At 69.9% G+C, this 22,535-nt stretch carries 15 protein-coding genes and 2 pseudogenes; 8 read left to right on the forward strand and 9 right to left on the reverse strand.

The genetic code is table 11. The annotated features are described in order from the left end of the window. Positions 1-141 precede the first annotated feature (141 nt). Positions 142-1,254, reverse strand: a complete 1,113-nt coding sequence (locus SSOG_RS43885) for a MerR family transcriptional regulator (RefSeq protein WP_009720779.1) — start codon at positions 1,252-1,254, stop codon at positions 142-144. Positions 1,255-1,510: 256 nt separating this feature from the next. Between SSOG_RS43885 and SSOG_RS43890 the strand changes: the two genes are divergently transcribed. From SSOG_RS43890 to SSOG_RS43910, 5 genes and pseudogenes are all read left to right on the forward strand, one after another. Then, positions 1,511-2,542: a DUF8189 domain-containing protein gene (locus SSOG_RS43890; protein WP_009720780.1), complete on the forward strand. Its 1,032-nt coding sequence runs from the start codon at positions 1,511-1,513 to the stop codon at positions 2,540-2,542. Positions 2,543-2,731: 189 nt separating this feature from the next. Continuing rightward, on the forward strand, positions 2,732-4,615 hold the full coding sequence (locus tag SSOG_RS58810) for a family 43 glycosylhydrolase (protein WP_039940199.1): 1,884 nt from the start codon (positions 2,732-2,734) through the stop codon (positions 4,613-4,615). After that, positions 4,615-6,049, forward strand: a pseudogene (locus SSOG_RS43900) (RICIN domain-containing protein). Before SSOG_RS58810 ends, SSOG_RS43900 begins: the two are co-directional and overlap by 1 nt. A gap of 106 nt (positions 6,050-6,155) precedes the next feature. Continuing rightward, positions 6,156-8,705, forward strand: a complete 2,550-nt coding sequence (locus SSOG_RS43905; protein WP_009720783.1) for a glycoside hydrolase family 127 protein — start codon at positions 6,156-6,158, stop codon at positions 8,703-8,705. 68 nt (positions 8,706-8,773) lie between these two features. After that, positions 8,774-9,781 carry an aldo/keto reductase gene (locus tag SSOG_RS43910; protein ID WP_009720784.1) on the forward strand — a complete coding sequence of 336 codons (1,008 nt, stop codon included), beginning with the start codon at positions 8,774-8,776 and terminating at the stop codon, positions 9,779-9,781. A 60-nt stretch (positions 9,782-9,841) separates the two neighbouring features. On the opposite strand, the gene SSOG_RS43915 is transcribed toward SSOG_RS43910, so the two are convergent. From SSOG_RS43915 to SSOG_RS43925, 3 genes are read right to left on the reverse strand one after another with little or no spacing between them, the layout of a single operon-like run. Further along, on the reverse strand, positions 9,842-10,609 hold the full coding sequence (locus tag SSOG_RS43915) for an enoyl-CoA hydratase-related protein (protein WP_009720785.1): 768 nt from the start codon (positions 10,607-10,609) through the stop codon (positions 9,842-9,844). A gap of 25 nt (positions 10,610-10,634) precedes the next feature. Continuing rightward, on the reverse strand, positions 10,635-11,972 hold the full coding sequence (locus SSOG_RS43920; RefSeq protein ID WP_009720786.1) for a ferredoxin reductase domain-containing protein: 1,338 nt from the start codon (positions 11,970-11,972) through the stop codon (positions 10,635-10,637). Next, positions 11,969-13,573: an amino acid adenylation domain-containing protein gene (locus SSOG_RS43925; protein ID WP_050800197.1), complete on the reverse strand. Its 1,605-nt coding sequence runs from the start codon at positions 13,571-13,573 to the stop codon at positions 11,969-11,971. The genes SSOG_RS43920 and SSOG_RS43925 overlap by 4 nt, the downstream gene beginning before the upstream one ends. A 461-nt stretch (positions 13,574-14,034) precedes the next feature. Between SSOG_RS43925 and SSOG_RS43930 the strand changes: the two genes are divergently transcribed. Then, a complete protein-coding gene (locus tag SSOG_RS43930) occupies positions 14,035-15,078 on the forward strand; it encodes a CobW family GTP-binding protein (RefSeq protein ID WP_039940202.1) in 1,044 nt (347 codons plus the stop codon). A gap of 9 nt (positions 15,079-15,087) precedes the next feature. On the opposite strand, the gene SSOG_RS43935 is transcribed toward SSOG_RS43930, so the two are convergent. Then, positions 15,088-15,513 (reverse strand): VOC family protein, encoded by a 426-nt coding sequence (locus SSOG_RS43935; protein WP_009720789.1) that lies wholly within the window; start codon positions 15,511-15,513, stop codon positions 15,088-15,090. A gap of 96 nt (positions 15,514-15,609) precedes the next feature. Here SSOG_RS43935 and SSOG_RS43940 point away from each other — a divergent pair, with 96 nt between their 5' ends. Then, entirely contained in the window at positions 15,610-16,332 is a 723-nt protein-coding gene (locus SSOG_RS43940; RefSeq protein WP_009720790.1) for an SDR family NAD(P)-dependent oxidoreductase, read from the forward strand. Between the two features lie 26 nt (positions 16,333-16,358). On the opposite strand, the gene SSOG_RS43945 is transcribed toward SSOG_RS43940, so the two are convergent. Both SSOG_RS43945 and SSOG_RS43950 read right to left on the reverse strand, forming a co-directional pair. After that, on the reverse strand, positions 16,359-17,126 hold the full coding sequence (locus SSOG_RS43945; protein WP_009720791.1) for an SDR family NAD(P)-dependent oxidoreductase: 768 nt from the start codon (positions 17,124-17,126) through the stop codon (positions 16,359-16,361). 144 nt (positions 17,127-17,270) lie between these two features. Beyond that, positions 17,271-18,287, reverse strand: a complete 1,017-nt coding sequence (locus tag SSOG_RS43950; RefSeq protein WP_009720792.1) for a zinc-dependent alcohol dehydrogenase family protein — start codon at positions 18,285-18,287, stop codon at positions 17,271-17,273. A 176-nt stretch (positions 18,288-18,463) separates the two neighbouring features. Between SSOG_RS43950 and SSOG_RS43955 the strand changes: the two genes are divergently transcribed. Beyond that, positions 18,464-19,339 (forward strand): helix-turn-helix domain-containing protein, encoded by an 876-nt coding sequence (locus SSOG_RS43955; RefSeq protein WP_078510545.1) that lies wholly within the window; start codon positions 18,464-18,466, stop codon positions 19,337-19,339. Between the two features lie 19 nt (positions 19,340-19,358). On the opposite strand, the pseudogene SSOG_RS43960 reads toward SSOG_RS43955, so the two are convergent. Then, a pseudogene (locus SSOG_RS43960) lies at positions 19,359-21,553 on the reverse strand (xanthine dehydrogenase family protein molybdopterin-binding subunit). Beyond that, positions 21,550-22,530, reverse strand: a complete 981-nt coding sequence (locus tag SSOG_RS43965) for an FAD binding domain-containing protein (protein WP_009720795.1) — start codon at positions 22,528-22,530, stop codon at positions 21,550-21,552. Before SSOG_RS43965 ends, SSOG_RS43960 begins: the two are co-directional and overlap by 4 nt. Positions 22,531-22,535: the final 5 nt, after the last annotated feature.

The raw sequence follows: 22,535 nt of genomic DNA on the forward strand, positions 1-22,535 counted from the left end.
TACCCCTTACCCCGTACGTTCCGTGGCGGCCATGCCTTCCACGGACTGGCGAGCCGCGCGCGCCATGTGGGCCATTCCACTGCACTTCGGCGCCGGAGTCAGGAGGGGCGACCGTGGTTCGTGCGAGGAGGCGACGGGACGTCAGGCGGCGGGCAGCTCCGCCCCGTCCACCACATGGGCCACGCCGCACGTGACGTTGTCGGGCCCGCCCGCGCGGTTGGCGAGGGCGATGAGTTCGCGCGCCGCCTCCCCGGGATCGGCCACCGAGCCCAGTACGCGCCGGATCTCCTCCGCGGCCACCACACCGCTGAGCCCGTCCGAGCACAGCAGATACCGGTCACCCACCAGGGCGTCCCGCAGCGCCAGATCGGGCTCGAACGCCGCACCGCCGCCCACGGCCCGCAGCAGCAACGCCCTTTGGGGGTGGGACACGGCCTCCGCCGCGGTGATCCGCCCCTCGTCGAGCAGCGACCGCACCACGGTGTGGTCGTGGGTGATCTGGAACAGTTCGCCGTCGCGCAGCAGATACGCCCGCGAATCGCCGATGTGCACCAGGCCCAGCCGGGACCCCGACCACACCAGCGCGGTCAGCGTCGTCCCGACTCCGCGCAGCGCGGGGTCGGACGCGGCCAGCTCGCACACCGAGGCGTGCGCCCGGTGCGCCGCGTCCTCCAGGGCGCTCAGCAGCTCGGCTCCCGGGACCTCGGCCTCCAGCGGCTTGAGCGCCTCGATCGCCGCCTCGCTCGCATGGCGGCTGCCGCCGAAGCCGTCGGCGACGGCGAGCAGACGGGGCCCGGCGTACCCGGAGTCCTCGTTGCTTGTCCGGACCGAGCCCCGGTCGGAGAGCATGGCGTAGCGAACTCCCAGAGTGGCGTGGGCAGAAGACATGGCGTTGTCCTTTCCGGACAGCTGTGGCAGTTGAGACAGCTGTGACAGCTGGTCGACGAGGAAGGCGGCCAGGTCGCGCCGGGCCGCCGTATCGGCCTCGACCTGCGCCCAGTACGCCCGGACCTCCCGCGCCGCCGCGCCCGGGTCCAGCTCGCACACGGTACGGATCCGGGCCAGCGGCATCCCCAGCCGGCGCAGCCAGGCCACCAGCCGGGCCCGCTCCAGCTGCGCCGGGTCGTAGAGGCGGTAGCCGGAGTACGGGTCGACGCGGGCGGGCGGCAGCAGCCCGAGTTCGTCGTACAGGCGCAGCGCCTTGGGGGACAGCCTCGATGCCTTCGCGAACGCGCCGATCGTCAGCAGTCCCATGCTCGCCCTCCTCGTGCCGGGCGCCTCGCCCGGCCACCACGATGCTGGAGCTTCCCCCTCGGAGAAGGTCAATCGACGTCAATCAAGGCCAATGAAGACCAATCAGAGATCGCATCCAAACCCATATACCGCACTCATTTATATTTATCAGTCATATACTTTCATTCAGCCTTCTTCAGGTATTCGTTGTGATTAGCGCGGGAATTGACGGGACATCCGCACAGACTCGTGGCAGCCACGAGGTGAGGGAGGACCCATGTCCGTTTCCACCACGCCCGGAACCGTGTGGGGCACCTGGATCAACTTGCAAGGCGGCATCCACTCCGAGCCCGCACCGGTGGCCCAGGCCGACGACCGGATCCAAGTCTTCATCCGCGGCGGGTCGAACGTCCTCTGGAGCAGACTCGAGACCCGCGACGGGGGGTGGGGGCCCTGGCAGCAGTACCCCGGCGTGTCCGTCGACGGCATCCCCGCCCCGATCCGCGGGAAGGACGGAAAGGTGCGGGTCTTCTACCGCACCCCGGGCAACAACCTGGAGGTCATCACCCAGACCTCCATCAACTCCGGTTACGGATCGCCCCAGATCCTGGCCACCGGTATCGGGGACGATCCGGCCGCGACGCTCGGCGCCGACGGCCGAATCTATGTGTTCTTCCCCGGCACGGACGACGCCCTGTGGTACCTGCGCAACCTGGATCTTCAGTACGAGACGTACACCGCCGCGACATCGCTGACCGGCGCCATCTTCGCCACGCCCTCGCCCATCCTCGACGGGGGAGGGCGGATCGTGGTGGCGGTCAAGGGCAGCGGCGAGACTCTCTACACCATCCAGCAAACGGGCACGAACTCCGCCACCTGGGAGCCCTTCTCGCTGGACGCCCCCAACGTGACGAGCCGCCCGTCGGTGTGTCTGGACGCGGCGGGCAGAGTACAGATCTTCTTCCGGGGCGTCGACGGCTCCGTCCGGCGCGTCGGGCAGACCGACGACTACAACTCGTTCAACGCCCCCGTGAGCCTGGGTGCCCAGATCGTGTGGCGGCCCACCTGCGGCCTGGGCCAGGACGGCCGGGTCAACGTGTTCATCAAGGCGACGGACAACGCGCTGTGGGTCGCCGTCCAGACCACGGAGAACGGCAACACCTACACCGGCTTCCAGTCCCTCGGTGGCGTCATCGGCTCCGCCGGGATCAGCGTCCCCATCGCCAACGAGGAGAACCTGCTGTACGTGTTCCTCCAGGGCAACGGGATCGCCAGGGACCTCTGGCTCCAGCGCCAGACGTTCGTCTGAGCCGTCCGTCCGCGTCGCATCCCAGGGGGCATGTTCCCGGGGGCTCCACGGTTTTCGAAACTTTCGCACCTGCCTCAGGGGCTGTCGGAAGTCATCAGAACCCTTAATCTCCGAACAAATTCGATCAACGAACAGGTTGATCAACGGAGAGCGCGGGAGCCCCCGCATGCCCACAGCAGGAGAGCGACGATGAGCCGCAGTGACGGACAGCCCAGCCGCAGACGGGTCCTGATGGGTGCCCTGGCCCTGGGAGCGGTGGCAGGAACCCCCGGCTTGGCCGAGGCCGCCACCCCCTCCGCACGGGAGACGGCCGCCAGGGCCGCCCGGTACGTCAATCCGCTGGTCCGCAACCGCGCCGATCCGCACATCTTCAAGCACACCGACGGCTACTACTACTTCACCGCCACCGCCCCGGAGTACGACCGCATCATCCTGCGCCGCTCCAGAACCCTCGGTGGCCTCGCCACCGCTTCCGAGTCGGTGATCTGGAAGAAGCACACCAGCGGCGACATGGGCGCCCACATCTGGGCTCCGGAAATCCACTTCATCGACGGGAAGTGGTACGTCTACTTCGCGTCCGCGCCCGCGAACGACGTCTGGAAGATCCGGATGTGGGTGCTGGAGAACGCGAGCGCCAACCCCTTCACCGGGACCTGGACCGAGAAGGGCCGCATCGCCACCCCCATCGACTCGTTCTCGCTGGACGCCACCACCTTCGTCCACCGCGGGACCCGCTATCTCCTCTGGGCCCAGAGCAACCCGGACGTCGGCAACAACTCCAGCATCTACATCGCCAAGATGGCCAACCCCTGGACCATCACCGGGCCGCAGGTGGAGATCTCCCGCCCCACCTACGACTGGGAGACCCGCGGCTACAAGGTCAACGAGGGCCCGTCCGTCCTGTCGAAGAACGGCCGGCTGTTCCTCACCTACTCCGCCAGCGCCACCGACGCCAACTACTGCATGGGGCTCCTCACCGCCTCCGCGGACAGCGACCCACTGTCCGCCGCCTCCTGGAAGAAGAGCCCCCAGCCGGTCTTCACCAGCAACGACACCACCAAGCAGTACGGCCCGGGCCACAACTCCTTCACCGTCGCCGAGGACGGCCGCACCACTGTCCTCGTCTACCACGCCCGCCAGTACAAGGACATCACCGGCGACCCGCTCAACGACCCCAACCGGCACACCCGCGTCCAGACCCTCGGCTGGAAGGCCGACGGCACCCCGGACTTCGGCATCCCCGTGGCCGACGGGCCCGCCCCGGACACCACGGCCGCCACCCGCTACACCATGACCGCCTTCACCAACAGCAGCGAATCCAACATGTACGTGTACGAGTCGGCGGACGCGCTCACCTACACGCTGCTCAAGGGGCCGGCGTTCACCCCGCCTTCGGAGCTGATCCGCGACCCCAGCATCATCAAGCACACCGACGGCTACTACTACATCGTCTACACGACCAACTGGACCGGGAACACGATCGGTTTCGCGCGCAGCCGGGACCGGGTCAACTGGACCTTCGTCCGCAACCACACGCTGCCGCTCGCCGGGGTCGAGCGCACCTGGGCGCCCGAGTTCTTCGTCGACGCGAACGGCAGCGTCAACATCATCGTGTCGCTCGACACCACCGCCACCCCGGATTACATCTTCCGGCCGCATCTGCTCACCGCCACCAACGCCTCGCTCTCGTCCTGGACCACCCCGAAGCCGCTCACCGGCCTGGACAAGGCGAACTACATCGACACCTTCGTGGTCCGCCACGGCGGGCAGTACCACGCCTTCACCAAGCAGGAGACGACGAAGTACATCGAGTACGCGACCGCCACCAGCCTCGGCGGCCCCTACACCCTTCGCGGCACCGGTGACTGGGCGGGCTGGGGCAGCTGGCGGGAGGGACCGGCGCTGGTGCCCCTGGCAGGCGGCGGCTGGCGGATCTACTTCGACGGCTACGCCGAGAAGAAGTACTACTACAGCGACAGCCTCGACGGTTTCCGGACCTGGACCCCCATCCGGCAGTTGCCGGGGCTCTCCGGCTTCGCCCGCCACTTCACCGTCCTGAAGGAGAGCGTGTGATGCGCGGACGTCTGTGGGCCCTCGTCGTGGCCGCCGTTCTCGGGCTGCTGGCCCCGCTGGCGGGCGCCGGTGCGGCGCAGGCGGCCCCCGCCACCATCGTCAACGCGACGCAGTTCACCACCACATCGGGAGAGGCGGTGCACGCGCACGGCGGCGGAGTCATCAAAGGTTCGGGCGCGTACTACTACTGGTTCGGCGAGGAACCGCAACCCGGACAACACCTTCCGCTATGTGTCCGCCTACCGCTCGACGGACCTCAAGAGCTGGGAGTTCCGCCGCCACGTCCTCACCGAGGCCACGGATCCCGAGCTGGCCACCGCCAACATCGAACGGCCCAAGGTCATCTACAACGAGCGCACCAAGCAGTTCGTGATGTGGATGCACAAGGAGAACGGCAGCGACTACAGCGAGGCGCGCGCCGCCGTCGCCACCTCCGCCACCGTCGACGGCGACTACACCTGGCGGGGCAGCTTCCGCCCGCTGGACCAGCACATGTCGCGCGACATCACCCTGTTCAAGGACAGCGACGGCACCGGCTACATGATCTCGGCCGCCCGGGAGAACTACGACCTGCACATCTACCGGCTGACCGACGACTACACCGGGGTGGCGAGCCTGGTGGGCAACCCCTGGCCCGGCGGCCACCGTGAGGCCCCGGCCCTCTTCAAGCGCGGCAACGTGTACTTCATGCTGACCTCCGGCGCCACCGGCTGGAACCCCAACCAGCAGCAGTACGCCACCGCCACCAGCCTGGCCGGTCCCTGGAGCGCGATGCGCAACGTGGGCGACGCCACCGCGTACGGCTCGCAGACCGCGTATGTCCTGCCGGTGCAGGGCGACCGGGCGACCTCGTACCTCTACCTGGGCGACCGCTGGGGCAACTCCTTCGGCGGCAAGGTCAACGACTCGCGTTATGTGTGGCTGCCGCTGAACTTCCCCACCGCGACCACCATGACCATGGACTGGTATCCGCAGCTGACCATCGACACCGCGGCGGGCACCGTGACCGGCTCCGGCGGCCCGTACACCCCGCTGAAGGCCCGGCACAGCGGCAAGTGCGCCGACATCCTCTCCGCCGCGCAGACCGACGGCACCGCGGCCGTGCAGTACACCTGCAACGGCGGCGGCAACCAGCTGTTCTGGTCCAGGAGCACGGGCGGCGGGTACGTCCAGCTGATCGCACGGCACAGCTCCCAGTGCCTCACCGTGGCCGGTGGCTCCACCGCCGACGGCGCGGCGGTCGTCCAGTCGGCCTGCGGTACGGGCGCGAACCAGCAGTGGCAGGTCACGGACGCGGGCAGCGGCTACGTCCGGCTCGCCGCCCGTTCCAGCGGCAAATGCCTGGACGTGGCCGACTCCTCCACGGCGGACAAGGCCGCCGTCATCCAGTGGAGTTGCACGGGCGGCGCCAACCAGCAGTGGCTGCGCGGCTGAACTTCTCCTCGGTGCAGGGCTGTTGACATCCCCGGAGGCGCCGGTAGCTTCACGTGCGCACGATGTCGGACATTGTTCGTAATTTCGAACCTCCGTGAGGAGAGTCATGAACGAACCAGTCGACAGACGGCACTTCATCGCCACCACCGCCTCCGGGGCCGCGGCCGTGGTGCTCACCGCGGCCGCCGGTGGCACCGCGGCGGCGGTCACGCCCGGCGCCGCCCCGGCCGCGGCCCCGCGGAAGCCCCGGGCGCTGACGCGCGTCCAGCCCTTCCCGCTCACCGCCGTGACCCTGCTCCCCGGCGCCTTCAAGGACAACCAGTCCCGCAACACCGCCTATCTGCGCTTCGTCGACATCAACCGGCTGCTGCACACCTTCCGCCTCAACGTCGGCATCGCCAGCAGCGCCCAGCCCTGCGGCGGCTGGGAGAGCCCGACCACCGAACTGCGCGGCCACAGCACCGGCCACCTCCTGTCCGGCCTCGCCCTGACCTACGCCAACACCGGAGACACCGCGCTCCTCGACAAGAGCCGCAAACTGGTCTCCGCGCTCGCCGCCTGCCAGGCCAAATCCCCGGCGGCCGGCTACCGGACGGGCTATCTGTCGGCGTTCCCGGAGAACTTCTTCGACCGGCTGGAGGCCGGCAGCGGGGTCTGGGCCCCGTACTACACCATCCACAAGATCATGGCCGGACTGGTCGACCAGTACCGGCTCGCGGGCAACGCCGAGGCCCTGGAGACCGTGCTGCGGCAGGCCGCCTGGGTCGACACCCGCACGGCGCGGCTCAGCTACGACCAGATGCAGCGCGTCCTGGAGACCGAGTACGGCGGCATGAACGACGTCCTCGCCGACCTCCACGCGATCACCGGCGACAGCCGGTGGCTGAGGGTCGCCGAGCGCTTCACCCACGCCCGCGTCTTCGATCCGCTCAGCCGGAACGAGGACCGGCTCGCCGGACTCCACGCCAACACCCAGATTCCCAAGATGGTCGGCGCCCTGCGGCTGTGGGAAGAGGGGCTGGACAGCCGCTACCGCACCATCGGCGAGAACTTCTGGAAGATCGTCACCGACCACCACACCTACGTCATCGGTGGCAACAGCAACGGCGAGGCCTTCCACGAACCCGACGCCATCGCCGCCCAGCTCAGCGGCAGCTGCTGCGAGAACTGCAATTCGTACAACATGCTCAAGCTCGCCCGGCTGATCCACTTCCACGCGCCCGAACGCACCGACCTGCTCGACTACTACGAGCGCACCCTTTTCAACCAGATGCTCGGCGAACAGGACCCCGACTCCGCCCACGGCTTCAACATTTACTACACGGGCCTCGCCCCCGGCTCCTTCAAACAGCAGCCGTCCTTCATGGGCCCCGACCCGAACCAGTACTCCACCGACTACGACAACTTCTCCTGCGACCACGGCAGCGGCATGGAGACCCACGCCAAGTTCGCCGACACCATCTACACCCGCGGCGACCGCAGCCTCCTGGTGAACCTCTTCATCCCCTCCGAGCTGCGCTGGCAGGAGAAGGGCATCACCTGGCGCCAGACCACCGGCTTCCCCGATCAGCAGACCACCACCCTCACCGTCAGCTCCGGCGGGGCCTCCCTGGAACTGCGCGTCCGGATCCCCTCGTGGGCCTCCGGGGCCCGCGCCGCCCTCAATGGCGCCACCCTCCCCGACCAGCCGAAACCCGGCAGCTGGCTGATCATCGACCGGCAGTGGAAGACCGGCGACCGGGTCGAGGTGACCCTGCCGATGAAGCTGCGGCTCGACCCCACCCCAGACGATCCCGACATCCAGGCCGTGCTGTACGGGCCCGTCGTGCTGGCCGGGGCGTACGGCACCGTCACCGGCATGACCATGTCGCGCCTCAAGCAGGACTCCGTGGTCCAGCAGGCCACCAGCCCGATGCGCTTCACCGCCACCGCGGACGGGCAGAGCGTCACCCTGCTGCCCATCGCCCGCGTCCACCACCAGCGCTACAACGTCTATTGGCTCACCGGGCAGCCGCCCACCCCGCCGCCCGCCTTCGCCGCCTGGTACCGCTTCGACGAGACCTCCGGCACCACCGCCGCCGACGCCACCGGCCGCGGCAAGACCGCCCGGCTCACCGGCGGCGCCACCTGGACCACGGGCCGGAGCGGCGGCGCCGTCGCTTTGAGCGGCAGCAATGGGTACGTGACCCTCGCCGACGACCTCCTCGCGGGCGCCACCGCGTACACGGTCGCCACCTGGGTCCGGCTGGACGGCACCCCCGCCCAGTGGACCCGGATCTTCGACATCGGCACCGGCGTGACCGCCAACATGTTCCTCACCCCGATCGCCGACTCCGGGAAGCTGCGCTTCGCCATCACCGCGGGCGGCGGCGGCGCCGAGCAGCGCATCGAGGCCGCGCCGCTGCCCACCGGCCAGTGGACCCATGTCGCCGTCGCCTACGGCAGCGGCACCGCCGTCCTCTACGTCGGCGGGCGCGAGGTCGGCCGCAACACCCGCGTCACCGTCGAGCCGGTCCACTTCGGCAACCACATCCGCGCGGCCTACCTCGGCAAGTCGCAGTACCCGGACCCGTACCTCAAGGCCGCGTTCGACGACTTCCGCGTGTACGGCCGGACACTCAGCGCGAATGAGGTCGCCACCCTGGCAGAAAGCTGACAAGCTCGGGCGGGCGGGCCACGGCCTGCCCGCCCCCGAACCGATCGGCATGGACAAGGACGACGTACATGGCCCACCTCGCGGCGGAGAACCGCTACGACTCCATGCAGTACCAGCGCTGCGGGCGCAGCGGTGTGCTGCTGCCGAAGGTCTCGCTCGGCCTATGGCACAACTTCGGCGACACCCATCCGCTCGAAACCCAGCGCGCCGTGCTGCGCCGCGCCTTCGACCTCGGCGTCACCCACATCGACCTGGCCAACAACTACGGGCCACCGCCCGGCAGCGCCGAGAGCAACTTCGGCACGGTCTTCGCCCAGGACTTCCGCCCCTACCGCGACGAGCTGTTCATCGCGAGCAAGGCCGGATACCTGATGTGGCCCGGGCCGTACGGCGAGTGGGGCTCGCGCAAGTACATGCTGTCCAGCCTCGACCAGTCGCTGACCCGCATGGGCCTGGACTACGTCGACGTGTTCTACTCCCACCGTTTCGACCCGGACACCCCGCTCGAAGAGACGATGGGCGCGCTCGACAGCGCCGTACGGCAGGGCAAGGCCCTGTACGCCGGGCTGTCGAACTACCCGCCGGAGGCCATCGCCGAGGCGGCCGCGATCCTGAGGGAGCTGCGCACCCCGTACCTGATCAACCAGCATCCGTACTCGATGCTCCAGCGCGGGGTCGAGGGCGGGGTGCTGGAGGCCTCCGCCGCGGCCGGTGCCGGTGTCATCGCCTTCTCGCCGCTCGCGCAAGGCCAGCTCACCGACCGCTACCTGAACGGTGTGCCCGCGGACTCCCGCATGGCGCTCGGCCACTTCCTCAAGCGCGACGCGCTCACCGAGGAGCGGCTGGCGCTGCTGCACGCCCTCAACAAGATCGCCGGGGAGCGTGGCCAGACCCTCGCCCAGCTGGCGCTCGCCTGGGTGCTGCGGGACCCGCGGGTGGTCTCCGTGCTGATCGGCGCGAGCAGCGTCGCCCAGCTGGAGCAGAACATCGCGGTCCTGGACTCGCCCGGCTTCAGCGACGCCGAGCTGGCCGAGATCGACCGGCTGTCCGCCGAGGCGGGCGTCGAGATTCCCTGACCGGGCGCTTCCCGTCCCCGCTCCCGGGCTTCCGGCACCGGGAGCGGGGACGGGTGCGCCTCAGCGGCCGGTGAAACGCGGAGCGCGCTTCTCACGGAACGCGGCCATCCCCTCGGACTGGTCCTCGGTGGCGAACAGGGCGTGGAAGGTGCGCCGTTCGAAGAGCAGCCCCTCGCGCAGTCCCACCTCCAGCGCCCGTTCCACCGCCTCGCGCGCCGCCATGGCGGCCGGTTTTCCGTACGAGGCGACGGTCGCGGCCATGGCCGCCGCCTCCGCCGTCAGCCGGTCGTCGGGGACCACCCGGGAGACCAGCCCGGCGCGCTCCGCCTCTTGGGCGCCCATGGTGCGCCCGGTCAGGATCAGGTCCATCGCCTTGGCCTTTCCGACCAGTTTCGTCAGCCGCTGGGTGCCGCCGATGCCCGGGATCACGCCCAGTTTGATCTCCGGCTGACCGAACGTGGCCGATTCTCCGGCCAGGATGATGTCGCACATCATCGCCAGCTCGCAGCCGCCGCCCAGGGCATAGCCGGACACCGCCGCGATCTTGGGGGTGCGCAGCGCGGCGAAGGCGTCCCAGCCCGCGAAGTAGTCCTCGGCGAACATCTCGACGGACGTCTTGGGCTCCATCTCCTTGATGTCGGCGCCCGCCGCGAATGCCCGCTCCGAACCGGTGATCACGAAGCAGCCGGTCCCGGGGTCGCGGTCCAGCGGCCGCAGCGCCTCGACCAGTTCGGCCAGCAGCCCGCTGCTGAGCGCGTTGAGCACCTCGGGGCGGTGCAGCGTCACGGTGACGACGCGCTCCTGTCGCTCGATCTTGATGAAGTTCACGGTGTCTCCCTTTCCGGGGGCCGGTTCACGAGTCCCAGATGGCGCCGTACGCGGGGATCCCGCGGCACTCCAGGCCGTGGACCACCTGCCAGGTGAGCTTCTTGTTGGAGATGCAGATGACGGCCTCGGCCCCGAAGTCCGCGTACGCGGCGTGGGCGAGCCGGACCATGTCGGGCTTGCCGTGTTCGGAGGTGTCCCAGATGACCGCGTCGGGCTGAACGGCCAGGATCTCGTCCACCAGGCCGTCGCCGTAGGTCGTACGGGGGCTGCGGGTCGCCCACACCAGCCGCGCCGGGACCTCCTGGGCCAGCAGGTGGGGGAGGCAGGGACCGATGCCACTGCCGGTGGCCACGTAGACCACCTTGCGGAACAGCGTCTCGATGTTGGCCACGCCCGCGGTGGTGATGCCCTTCACCCACACCCGGGACGGTGCGTCGTCGATGAACTTCCCCGTCCAGTCCCCGGCGCGGGAGATGGTGAGCCGGAACCCCGACTCGCCGGGCGCGGGCACATTGGCGAACGAATGCCACTCCCGCAGCGGGCTGCGGCTGATCGCCGTCGAGGACCCGGCGAAGGGCGTCACCCCATGGTTGAACCGGGCGAGCGCCACATGGGCGGAGGGGCGTTCGACGGCCACCCGTACCCGGCGCAGCCGCAGCCACGGCAGCGCCACACTGAAGGTGATCACGGCCAGCACCCACACGCCCGGCGCCGCCAGCAGCCGCCCGGCGGCCGACCCGTCGCCGGGCGCGTCGAGCGTGGTCAGCACGGTCTGCGCCCAGAAGAGCACGAGCGCCGCCCAGCCGCCGAAGCGATGTGTCCTCTCGAAATGGTCGTGGCACCGCGCCCGGAAGGGCGGCAGCGCCGTGGCCGTGATCCCGATCAGCAGGACGACCAGGGCGTACGAGACGGCGAGCGTCGCGGCCGGGGCGGCGTGCCGGGTCAGCGAGGCCACCAGGGCGAGGAACCAGACCGTGCCCGCGAGGGCGCCGCCGACGTGCACCCCTCCGAAGTGGTAGACCTTCGCCAGCGTCCACCGGATCCTCAGCGGCCAGCTGGTGGGCGCCGCGGTGGCGATGCGGAAGAGCAGATTGATGACGTACTGCTGGCGGATGACGATGGCGACCGCGAAGTTGACGAGCGCCGCGTCGGAGAGCGTACGAGGCGTCAGGCCATCGCCCGAACGGGACAGCAGGAACGCCAGGTTGACGGCGAGGACCAGGGCGATGAGCCGGTTGTAGTGCATCAGGCGCGGATGCTTCAGCAGCCCGCGTACCCCCGGTGTCCGGGGCGGCAGCGGCAGGTCCGCGGCGCGCGGCGGCGCTTCGGCGCGGGGTGTGGTCACGATGCGGGGTGTGGTCACGACGCCACCTCACCGGCCGTGCGGCGCTCGGCGGCCAGCCGCAGCAGCGCCGGCTTGTCGACCTTTCCGCGGCTGGTGAGCGGCAGCGCGGGGAGGGTGTGGACGGCCACCGGAACGCAGTAGTAGGGGAGGGCCCGGGCCACGGCCTGCCGCGCCGTCTCGGGGTCGACCCGCAGCGGGGCGGCGAAGGACACCAGACTGCGGTCGTCCAGCTTGAGCGTCACCGCGCGGACGCAGCCGGGGACCGCTTCGAGGACGGCCGATACGGAGTCCAGTTCGACGCGGAACCCCCGCACCTTGACCTGGTCGTCGGTGCGTCCCAGATGCTCCAGCTCGCCATCGGGCGTCCAGCGGCCCAGGTCGCGGGTGCGGAACATCAGCCGCCCGCCGCCGAGGAACGGGTCGGGGGCGTACCGTTCCGCGGTGAGCCGTGGATTGTGCAGATAGCCGGCGGACACGCAGTCGCCACCGGCCCACATCTCGCCGGTCTCGCCGATGGCACACGGGCGCCGCTCGGCGTCCAGGACGTACACGGTGTTGTTGGGGGTCGGCCGTCCGATGGTCAGCCGCAGCGCCGCCGGGTCATGGCGCTGCATGGTGTTGACGATGGTGGTCTCGGTCGGCCCGCACGCGTTGTAGAAGGTGCAGACCCGGGCCCAGCGGTCGGCGAGCGCGCGCGGACACGGCTCCCCGGCGACGGCCGCGACCTTGATACGCCCGCACAGCTCCGGTTCGACCGCGCTGAGCACGGTGGGGGTCGCGATGACCACGTCCACCCGGCGTACGGTCTCGGCGATGTCGGCGCCGCGGATGACCAGGGTGGCGCCGTGGCTCAGGCAGCCGAGGATCTCCCACGCGGCCATGTCGAAGGCCACGTTGAGGATCTGGGACACCCGCATCCCGGGCCGCATTCCCAGGTCACCCGGCTCGGTGAGCAGGAGGTTGCACACATTGCGATGGGTGACGGTGACCCCGTTGGGCGCTCCCGTGGTGCCGGAGGTGAAGAGTACGTAGCAGCCGTCGTCCGGTGTCACGGGCCGGGCGGGGGCGAAGGGGCATCCGGTCCCCTCGCCGTCGAAGGGTTCGGCCATCGCGGTGTCGATCGGGACGACGGTGTGGCCGGGCGGCGCCGGTATGCGGTCCGCGTAGCCGGACGTCGTCAGGATCACCCGGGTCGACGCCGTACGGATGACGTGGCCGAGCTGGGCCGGGGGCGCCAGGCCCGCGTCCTGCGGCACATAGGCCGCGCCCGCTTTCAGGGTCGCCAGCAGCCCGACGAGCATGGGGATGGAGCGCCGGACGAACAGCGCGACGTGGTCACCGGGGCGTACGCCCAGCCGGGCGAGCCGCGCCGCCAGCCGCCCGGCCTGCCGGTCCAGCTCCCCGTACGTGATCGTCTCGCCGAGGTGCTCGGCCGCGACGGCGAGCGGGGACGCGGTGGCGTGCCGCTCGATGGTCTGGTGGATCAGGGACCAGGGCGGCGTGGTCACCGGCCCTTGGCCGAACCGCTGGAACAGCCGCCGGTCCATGCCGGAGAGGTGCCGGAGGGGATCGGCGGGCCAATCCGGTCGTGCGTCGTGATGCAGGGTGTGTATCCGCATATGTCGCCCACTCTCGTTCGACAAGTCGGTCATCGTTCGGCTGATGGAGCCGGGTGCGGGCACGACAGGCCCAGGTGCGGAGGTGAGGGTGAAAGTGATGAGCCGTATGAGGTGCGGAGGTGGCACGTCGGTGAGGAGATCAGGCCGCCGCCGACCAGGTCACATGCGCATCGTGTGGCACGTGGTCATCAGCCTTCTCGCTTGCTTGAGAGCTTAAGGACCTGCGCGGCGCACACGGAAGACGGACGACGGGCGCAAGTTGGCCAGGATCCCACTAGAGTGCGTCCGCGCGGAAAGGTATGCCTTGTGGCCTTGATGCCGACCTGGTAGCGGGCAGAAGCGGGGCGGCGCCACCGAAACTGACGCCATGTCACCCCGCTCGCCGATGGCCGAGATCCGCCCCGGGCCGTCGTCCGGATAGCATGAACGGCCCGCCCGCACCGCCGCACGGAGACAGAGCCTTGGCCACACAACGGATCCCGGTCCTTCTCATCACGGGTTTCCTGGGTTCCGGAAAAACCACGATGCTCAACCATCTGATGCGCGACAGCGTGGACACCCGGATCGGGGTCATCGTCAACGACTTCGGCAGCATCAACATCGACGCCATGGCCGTCGCCGGACAGGTCGACTCGATGATCCCCATCGAGAACGGCTGTCTGTGCTGCGCCGCGGACGCCTCCGAAATGGACGAGATGCTCGACCGGCTCACCGATCCGGAGCTGCGCATCGACGTGGTCGTGATCGAGGCGAGCGGCCTGGCCGAACCGCAGAGCATGATCCGTACGCTGCTGTCCAGCGGCAACGAGCGCATCCGCTACGGCGGCCTGGTGGAGGTCGTGGACGCCGCCGAGTTCGCGAGCACCCGCGACCGCCACCCCGAGCTGGACCGCCATGTGCGCGACGCCGACCTGATCGTGCTCAACAAGACCGACCGGGTGGGGGAGGAGGAGCGGCAGCGCGTCCTGGACACCGTCGCCGAGATCGCCCCGGGGCTGCCCGTCCTCACCGCCGAGCACGGCCGCGTCGACCCCGGCCTCCTCTTCGACCACGAGCCCCGGGACACCCCCGAAGAGCGCTTCCGGCAGCTGTCCTTCGCCGATGTGTGCACCGACGAGCACGACGACCACAGCCGCCATCTGCATGCCGCTTACGAGAGCGTCGAATTCACCTCGGCCGAGCCGCTGGACCCGCGCCGGTTCATGGAATTCGTCGACGCCCGGCCCGCGGGCCTCTACCGCCTCAAGGGCTTCGTCCACTTCGCGGGCGCCGACCCGCAGCGGAAGTACGGACTGCACGCCGTCGGCGCGTACCTCCGGTTCCAGCCGGTGCCCTGGGAGCGCGGGGAACCCCGCACCACCCAGCTGGTCATGATCGGCACCGGCATCGACGCCGACACCCTCACCAAGCGGCTGACCGACTGCGTCGCGACCGGTCCGGACGCGGGGGAGGCCGACGAGCGGCACATGATGGGAGTGCTGCGCTACGTGGACGACGCGGACTAGAAATGCGGACTAGAAATCGGGAAGGGTGACCGAGCCGTCCTCGGCGAGCGGGAACCCGGGGTTGTACGCGACCTCCCAGGCGTGGCCGTCCGGGTCGGTGAAGGCGCTGGAGTAGAAGCCGATGGCGTTGACGGCCGCGGGCTTGGTGATCGTCCCACCGGCCCGCTCCACCACCGCCAGCAGAGCGTCGACCTCCGCCTCGGACCGTACGTTGTGCGCCAGGGCGATCCCGCCGAACCCGGCCGCCGCCCCGGGCTCCAGCCCGCAGTCCCGCGCCAGCTTGTCGCGACCCCACAGGACCACCCCCAGGCCGCCCGCCTGGAAGAACACGGTCTCCTCGACCTCCTGCCCCCGCCAGCCCAGGGCCTCGTAGAAGCCCTTGGCCCGGGCGAGATCGGACACCCCCAGCGTGACCAACGTGATGCGCTGTTCCATGCGATCACGGTACGGCTCAGCGCACCCGCGAGCACAGCGCCTCGACGAAGCAGCAGAGGGCTATAGGGTTCATCGCCCCATCCCCACAGACAGGAGATGACTGACATGGCACTGGTCCTGGTGACGGGTGCGTCCAGCGGGCTCGGGCGCAACACGGCGAAGGCGTTGGCCGAAGACGGGCACGACGTGGTCATCCATGTCCGCAACCCGGCCAGTCTCACCGACGCGGATGCCACCGCTTGGTGGAAAGGCGTCGTCACCGGGGACCTCGCCGAGCCGGACGACATCCGTGGCGTTGCCCGGCAGGCCGCCGAGTTCGGTCGCTTCGACGCCGTCATCCACAACGCGGGCGTCATGCACCGCCCGGAAGTGGCCACCGTCAACACGGTGGCGCCCTATGTGCTGACGGCCCTGATGGACAAGCCGGCCAGGCTCATCTATCTCAGCAGCTCCATGCATCGCACCGGCTCCACCGATCTGCGACGTCTGGCGGCGGGCCCCGCCTCGTACGACGACACCAAGCTATGGGTCACCACCCTCGCGCTCGCCCTCGCGTCCCGCTGGGAAGGAACCTCCAGCCACGCGGTCGACCCCGGGTGGGTGCCCACCCGCATGGGCGGTCGCGGCGCACCGGACGACCTCACCGCCGGACACCGGACACAGGTGTGGCTCGCCACCCACCCCGACGTGGCCCCGAGTACTGGCGGCTACTGGTACCACCAGCAGACGCAGACACCGCACCCCGCCGCGCAGGACGAAGAGTTCCAGGCTCGCCTCATCCAGACCTTGGAGAACCACACGGGCGTTCCACTCGGCTGACCGCGCGCACGGCTCCTCGGCGGTCGCTATCGGGCGACGTAGCCGCCGTCGACGGGGAGGGCGACGCCGACGACGAAACCGGCTCCGGGGCTGCACAGCCACAGCACGGCCTGGGCGATTTCGTCTGCGGTGCCGAGCCGGTTGATGGGCTGGTTGGCTTCGGCCTCGGCGCGGTCCAGCTCTCCCTTAGTGATCATGTCGCTGACCATGGGGGTGTCGATGGTGCCGGGGCAGACGGCGTTGATACGGATGCCGCGCGGGGCGTATTCGAGAGCGGCACTGGTGGTCAGGCCGATGACCCCGTGCTTGGAGGCGTGGTAGGAGGCGCGTCCGGGGATGCCGACGAGGCCGCCGAGGGAGGAGCAGTTGACGATGGCGCCGCTGCCTTGTGCGCGCATGTGGCGCAGCTCGTGCTTCATGGCGGCCCACACACCGCGGAGGTTGATGGCGTTGACGCGGTCGAACCGCTCGGCGGGTTCGTCGGCGGCGTCGCTGGGCGGGATCTGGATTCCGGCGTTGTTGTAGGCCATGTCGAGGCGGCCGAAGGTCTCGACGGTGCGGTCGACCGCGGCGGCGACCTGGCCCTCGTCGCTGACGTCGCAGGGGAGGGCGAGGACGCGGTGTCCTTCGTCGGTGAGTTCCCTCGCGGCCGCGTTCAGAGCGGCTTCGTCGATGTCGGTGAGGGCGATGGCGGCCCCCGCTTCGGCGAAGGCGCGGGCGGTGGCCAGACCCATGCCGGAACCCGCTCCGGTGACGAGGGCGACCTGACCGCTGAAGTCATAGGTGGGGTTCATGCTGTGTTCTCCCGTCGAAAGCGGAGTCAGTGCTGCGCCGATGTCTGAATATGTGCGTGGTCGGCGCTGGCGAGCCGGATGTTCATGGCGGTGTTCCTGCGGACGGTGCGGTGGGTGCCCGGCCCCACCGGCGGGGCGTGTGGATCAGGGCTTGAGAAGGGTCTTGATGGCGCGGCGCTCGTCCATCGCCTGGTAGCCCTCGGCGACCTGCTCCAGGGGGAGGGTGAGGTCGAAGACCTTCCCGGGGTCGATCCGGCCGGAGAGGACCAGATCGATCAACTCTGGCAGGTAACGCCGCACGGGAGCGGGTCCGCCACGCAGGCCGACGTGGGAGAAGAACAGCTCCTGCCCGTCGACCGCCACCTCGTGGGGAACGCCGACGAAGCCGACGTTGCCGCCGGGACGGGCGGTGTGCAGGGCCTGCCGCATGGCCTCGGGGGTGCCGACGCACTCCAGGACCGAGTCCGCGCCGAGGCCCGCGGTGAGGTCCTTGACCTGGGCGACACCTTCGTCACCGCGTTCGGTGACGATGTCGGTGGCGCCGAATTCGAGGGCGAGCTTCTGCCGCGAGGCGTGGCGGCTCATGGCGATGATCCGCTCGGCGCCGAGTTCCTTCGCGGCGATGACACCGCACAGGCCGACCGCTCCGTCGCCGACCACGACGGCCGTGGAGCCCGGCTTGACCTCGGCGGCGAGGGCGGCGTACCAGCCGGTGCCCATCACGTCGGAGACGGCGAGCAGGCCCGGCACGAACTCGCCGTCCGGGTGGCCGTCGGTGGCGACAAGAGTGCCCTGGGCGTTGGGGATGCGGACGTAGTCGGCCTGACAGGTGCTCATGAACTCGCGGTGCAGACAGCTGGACTGCCAGCCGCCGCGGCAGTTCGCGCAGGTGTTGTCGGAGGTGGCGAACGAACCCACGACGAACTGGCCCGGCGTGACGGAGGTGACCTCGCTGCCGACCTCCTCGACGACGCCGACGTACTCATGCCCCATCGGGTGAGGGTCGCCGATCGGCTCCAGACCGCGGTAGGGCCACAGGTCCGAGCCGCACACGCAGGTGGCGACCGTGCGGATGACCGCGTCGGTCGGGTGGACGATCTTCGGGTCGTCCAGGGTTTCGAAACGCACGTCGCCGGGGGCGTGGATGACTGCTCCGCGCATGAGGGTGCTTCTTTCGGTGCTGGGGTTGGTGTGCACGGCAACCGGAACGAGGACGAACGGCTGCGCGCGGTCGAGCCTCACAGACGACGGCAGACGCGAAAAGCGGAGAAAACCATCCCGGGAGGGGAACATCCTGGGAGTAAATCCTCCCCCCTTCCCAGGGTGGGATCGGTGACATGCTGGGAAGCATGACCGGCAACGTCCCCCTCAATGAGCTGGGAGAATTCCTCAAGAAGCGCCGCTCCGAGCTGAGCCCGCGCACGGTGGGCCTGCCCGAGACCGGCCGCCCCCGCCGGGTGGCAGGGCTGCGCCGTGAGGAAGTCGCCCAGCTCGCCAGCATCAGCACCGACTACTACACCCGTCTCGAACAGGGCCGCATGCAGGCGTCGGCGCCGGTCCTGGACGTCCTGGCCCGGGTACTGCACCTGGACGACGACGAGCGGGGCTACCTCTTCCAGCTCGCGGGAAAACCCACCACACGTACCCGGCGCCGCGGCAGGCAGAAGGTCCAGCCGCAGCTTCAGCGGGTCCTGGACGACCTCACCGCCACCCCGGCCATCGTGCAGGGCCGGCGCGGCGACATCCTCGCCTGGAACGCGCTGGCCGCCGCGCTGGTCACCGACTTCTCCCGCATCCCGGAAAAGCACCGCAACTACCCGCGGATCATCTTCACCGATCCGGCGATGCGCACCCTGTACGCCGACTGGGAGGGCTCCGCCCACATCGCCGTGACCCAGCTACGGATGGAGGCCGCGCAGTACCCCGAAGACCCCCGGTTGATCGAGCTGGTCGGTGAACTGTCCATGCGGGACAAACAGTTCGCCCAGTGGTGGGGCGATCACCGCGTCGCCGCCCGCACGGTGGGCACGAAGACACTGAACCATCCGGTCGTGGGCGAGCTCGTGCTGGACTGGGACACACTGACCGCCAACACCGACCCCGATCAGCATCTGACCGTGTGGACTGCCCCGCCCGGTTCCCCCACCCATGAGCGGCTGCGCATCCTCGCTTCCTGGGCCGCCGAGCAGGATCTGCCGGCCTCCGCGTCCTGACCCAGGGGCCTGCGTCCGGTCAGAGCAGCGCCTCGGCGGTGATGGGCAGTTGGCGGACGCGGCGGCCGGTGGCGTTGTACACCGCGTTGGCGATGGCGGGTGCAACGCCGACGTGGACGACCTCCCCGAGGCCCTTGACGCCGAGTGGGTCGGCTTCGCGGTCCTCGCCGTCCAGGTAGATCGCCCGGACGTCGGGGACGTCGGCGTTGACGGGGACGAGGTAGTCGGCGAGGTTGGCGTTGACGATCCGGCCGTCGCGGTGGTCGGTGACGGTGTGTTCCAGCAGGGCCGTGCCGATACCGCCCACGATGCCGCCGATCGCCTGGCTCTCGGCGAGCTTGGGGCTGATGATGCGGCCCGCGTCGTACACCCCCAGCATCCGCCGCACCCGCACCAGCCCGAGCGTCGCGTCGACCGCCACCTCGGCGAAGGTCGCGTTGTAGGCGTAGAAGGAGTGCCGCTGCGATCCTGACGGTCCGGTGAAGGAGCCGAGAGATTCGAGGTGGGTGCGGGTGTTGCGGGTCAGCAGGGTCCGGTAGGTCTCGCCGCGCGTGGGGTTGTCCTTCACGTGCAGCCTGCCGCCACGGACGACGATGTCGTCGGCGGCCACCCCGTACAGCGGCGACTCACGGTCCTCGATGGCCAGCGAGATGGCCTGGCGTCGCACCTGGTCGCAGCCGTCGAGGACGGCGGAGCCGACGCTCGCCATGGTCTGCGAGCCGCCGTGCGGCGGGGTCGGTGGGTACAGGGAGTCGCCGAGCCGGAAGGTGACGGTGCGCATCGTGAGTCCGAGGGCGTCGGCGGCGACCTGGGTCTGGGAGGTGTAGGTGCCCGGCCCCATGTCGCTGGAGGCGGCCTCGACCACGGCGGTTCCGTCCGCGTCCAGACGTACCCGGGCCTTGGCGGTGTTGCGTGCGGTGTCGTAGACGCCCGCGGCCATGCCCAGGCCGATCAGCCAGTCGCCCTCACGGCGGGAGCGCGGCCGGGAAGCGCGGCGGTGCCAGCCGAACTCGCGGGCGCCGACGCTGTAGCACTCGCGTAGCCGGCGGGTGGAGAACGGCAACCCGGACGACTCGTCCTCCGCCGGTTCGTTGCGCCGGCGCAGCTCTACGGGATCGATGCCGAGCCTGTCCGCGAGTTCGTCCATGGCCGACTCGATCACGAACGATGCCGTGGCGAAGCCGGGGCCGCGCATCCAGATCGGGGTGTTCACGTCCAGCGGCACCGTTCGGTACGCCTGGCTCACGTTGGGCATGCTGTAGAGCATCTGCCCCGCGGGCAGGACCGCCTCGGTGAACGTCTCGTACGAGGAGGTCTCGGCGTCGATGTCGTGGACCGCGGCGGACAGCCGCCCACGCCGGTCGCTGCCCAGCCGCAGCCGGTACGCGTAGGAGGGCCGGAAGCCGATCCCGAAGTACATCTGCCTGCGGCTCAGGACCAGCTTGACCGGACGGCCCGTCTCCCGGGCGGCCAGCGCGGCGACGACCACGTGGGGCCAGCAGCGCAGCCCGCTCCCGAAGGCCCCGCCGACGAAGGGAGAGATGACGCGGACGGAGTCCATGGGCAGGTCGAACACCGTGGAGAGCTCGGTCTGCGTGCCCACCACCCACTGCGTCTTGTCCCACACGGTGAGCTTGCCGCCGTCCCAGCGGGCGATGGTGGCGTGCGACTCCATCGGGCTGCTCGTTCATCTCGCCGGACATGATCCTCCAGCCGTACGGCGGCGGAGCGCAGGCCGGCTTCCGCGTCGCCGCGCGCGTAGTTCGTCGGACCGCCCGGCTCGGCCTCGGTGAAGTCGGTCGAGGGCCGCTCGGCGTCGTAGCCGACCTGGACCAGGCTCGCGGCGTGCTGTGCGGCCTCCAGGGTGGTGGCGACCACGACGGCGACCGGCTGGCCGTGGAAGAGCACCCGGTCGTCCTGGAAGACCCGCAGCCGACGGCCGCCGGGCGGATTGTTGGAGCCGGAGTTGTCGCGGTACGGCAGCTTCGGGGCGTTGCGGTGGTGGATCACCTTCAGGACGCCCGGCTGGGCCTCGGCATCGCGGGTGCGGATCGAGGTGATACGGCCGCGTCCGACGGAGGCGTCGACGATGACGGCGTGCATGGCACCGTCGACCTCGTGCTCGGCGGCGTACAGCACCTTCCCGGTGACCTTGAGGCGGCCGTCCACCCGGGACAGCGGCGCACCCACGGCTGCCTGCGGCTGCGGGCTCACTTCGTACCTCCTACGATGCGCAGCTGGCGTTCGACGGTCCGCTTCAGCAGCTCGACCTTGAACCGGTTGTGCTTCAGCGGACGGGCTCCGACCGCCGCGCGCTCGGCGGCCGCCGCCCACAGTGGCGCGGAGGGGCGTTCACCGACGAGGTGACGCTCGACCGCGGGCAGCTTCCACGGCACGGTCCCCACGCCACCGGCGGCGACCTTCGCTTCACGGATCACCCCGCCCCGGATGTGCAGGGCGATCGCTGCCGAGGTCAAGGCGAACTCATAGGACTGCCGGTCACGCACCTTCAGATAGCCCGAGGTGAGCGGGCGCGGATGCGCCGGGATCTCGACCGCCGTGATCAACTCACCCTTCCGCAAGGATTGTTCGCGCTGCGGGGTGTTGCCGGGCCGTAGCAGGAAGTCGGCGAAGGGGACCTGACGCTCCCCGTCCGGCCCCGTCAGACGCACCCGCGCGTCCAGTGCCGCGAACGCCACGGCGACGTCGGAGGGATGGGTGGCCACGCAGTGGTCGGAGGCGCCGAGGATCGCGTGCGTGCGGTTGAAGCCCTCCCGGGCGGCACAACCCGAGCCGGACGCACGCTTGTTGCAGTCGGCGGTCACATCACGGAAGTACGTGCACCGGGTGCGCTGCATGACGTTGCCGCCGATGGTCGCCATGTTCCGCAGCTGGGCCGACGCGCTCAGCTCCAGCGCCTGCGAGATGATGGGATACAGCGTGCGTACCTTGGGATGCGCCGCGGCCTCGGCCATGGTCACCAAGGCGCCGATACGCAAGCCCCCGCGTTCGGTGACGGTGACCTCGTCCAACGGCAGACCGCTGATGTCGACGAGGACCTCAGGGCGTTCGACGGTCTCGCGCATCAGGTCGACCAGGGTGGTGCCACCGGCGATGTAACGCCCACCGCGGTGACCGGCGTCGAGGGCTTCCCCGGTGTCGGAGACGCGGGTGTAGGAGAAGGGATGCATGGCGG

The organism is Streptomyces himastatinicus ATCC 53653 (assembly GCF_000158915.1).
In the GTDB taxonomy this organism is placed as follows: Bacteria; Actinomycetota; Actinomycetes; order Streptomycetales; family Streptomycetaceae; genus Streptomyces; species Streptomyces himastatinicus.

Bases quoted from the DNA above. Each gene is read 5' to 3' on its own strand.
- SSOG_RS43905 (WP_009720783.1), top strand. From the start codon at position 6,156: ATGAACGAACCAGTCGACAGACGGCACTTCATCGCCACCACCGCCTCC.
- SSOG_RS43925 (WP_050800197.1), bottom strand. From the start codon at position 13,573: ATGCGGATACACACCCTGCATCACGACGCACGACCGGATTGGCCCGCC.
- SSOG_RS43935 (WP_009720789.1), bottom strand. From the start codon at position 15,513: ATGGAACAGCGCATCACGTTGGTCACGCTGGGGGTGTCCGATCTCGCC.
- SSOG_RS43910 (WP_009720784.1), top strand. From the start codon at position 8,774: ATGGCCCACCTCGCGGCGGAGAACCGCTACGACTCCATGCAGTACCAG.
- SSOG_RS43885 (WP_009720779.1), bottom strand. From the start codon at position 1,254: ATGGGACTGCTGACGATCGGCGCGTTCGCGAAGGCATCGAGGCTGTCC.
- SSOG_RS43965 (WP_009720795.1), bottom strand. From the start codon at position 22,530: ATGCATCCCTTCTCCTACACCCGCGTCTCCGACACCGGGGAAGCCCTC.
- SSOG_RS43940 (WP_009720790.1), top strand. From the start codon at position 15,610: ATGACTGACATGGCACTGGTCCTGGTGACGGGTGCGTCCAGCGGGCTC.
- SSOG_RS43945 (WP_009720791.1), bottom strand. From the start codon at position 17,126: ATGAACCCCACCTATGACTTCAGCGGTCAGGTCGCCCTCGTCACCGGA.
- SSOG_RS58810 (WP_039940199.1), top strand. From the start codon at position 2,732: ATGAGCCGCAGTGACGGACAGCCCAGCCGCAGACGGGTCCTGATGGGT.
- SSOG_RS43890 (WP_009720780.1), top strand. From the start codon at position 1,511: ATGTCCGTTTCCACCACGCCCGGAACCGTGTGGGGCACCTGGATCAAC.
- SSOG_RS43950 (WP_009720792.1), bottom strand. From the start codon at position 18,287: ATGCGCGGAGCAGTCATCCACGCCCCCGGCGACGTGCGTTTCGAAACC.
- SSOG_RS43955 (WP_078510545.1), top strand. From the start codon at position 18,464: ATGCTGGGAAGCATGACCGGCAACGTCCCCCTCAATGAGCTGGGAGAA.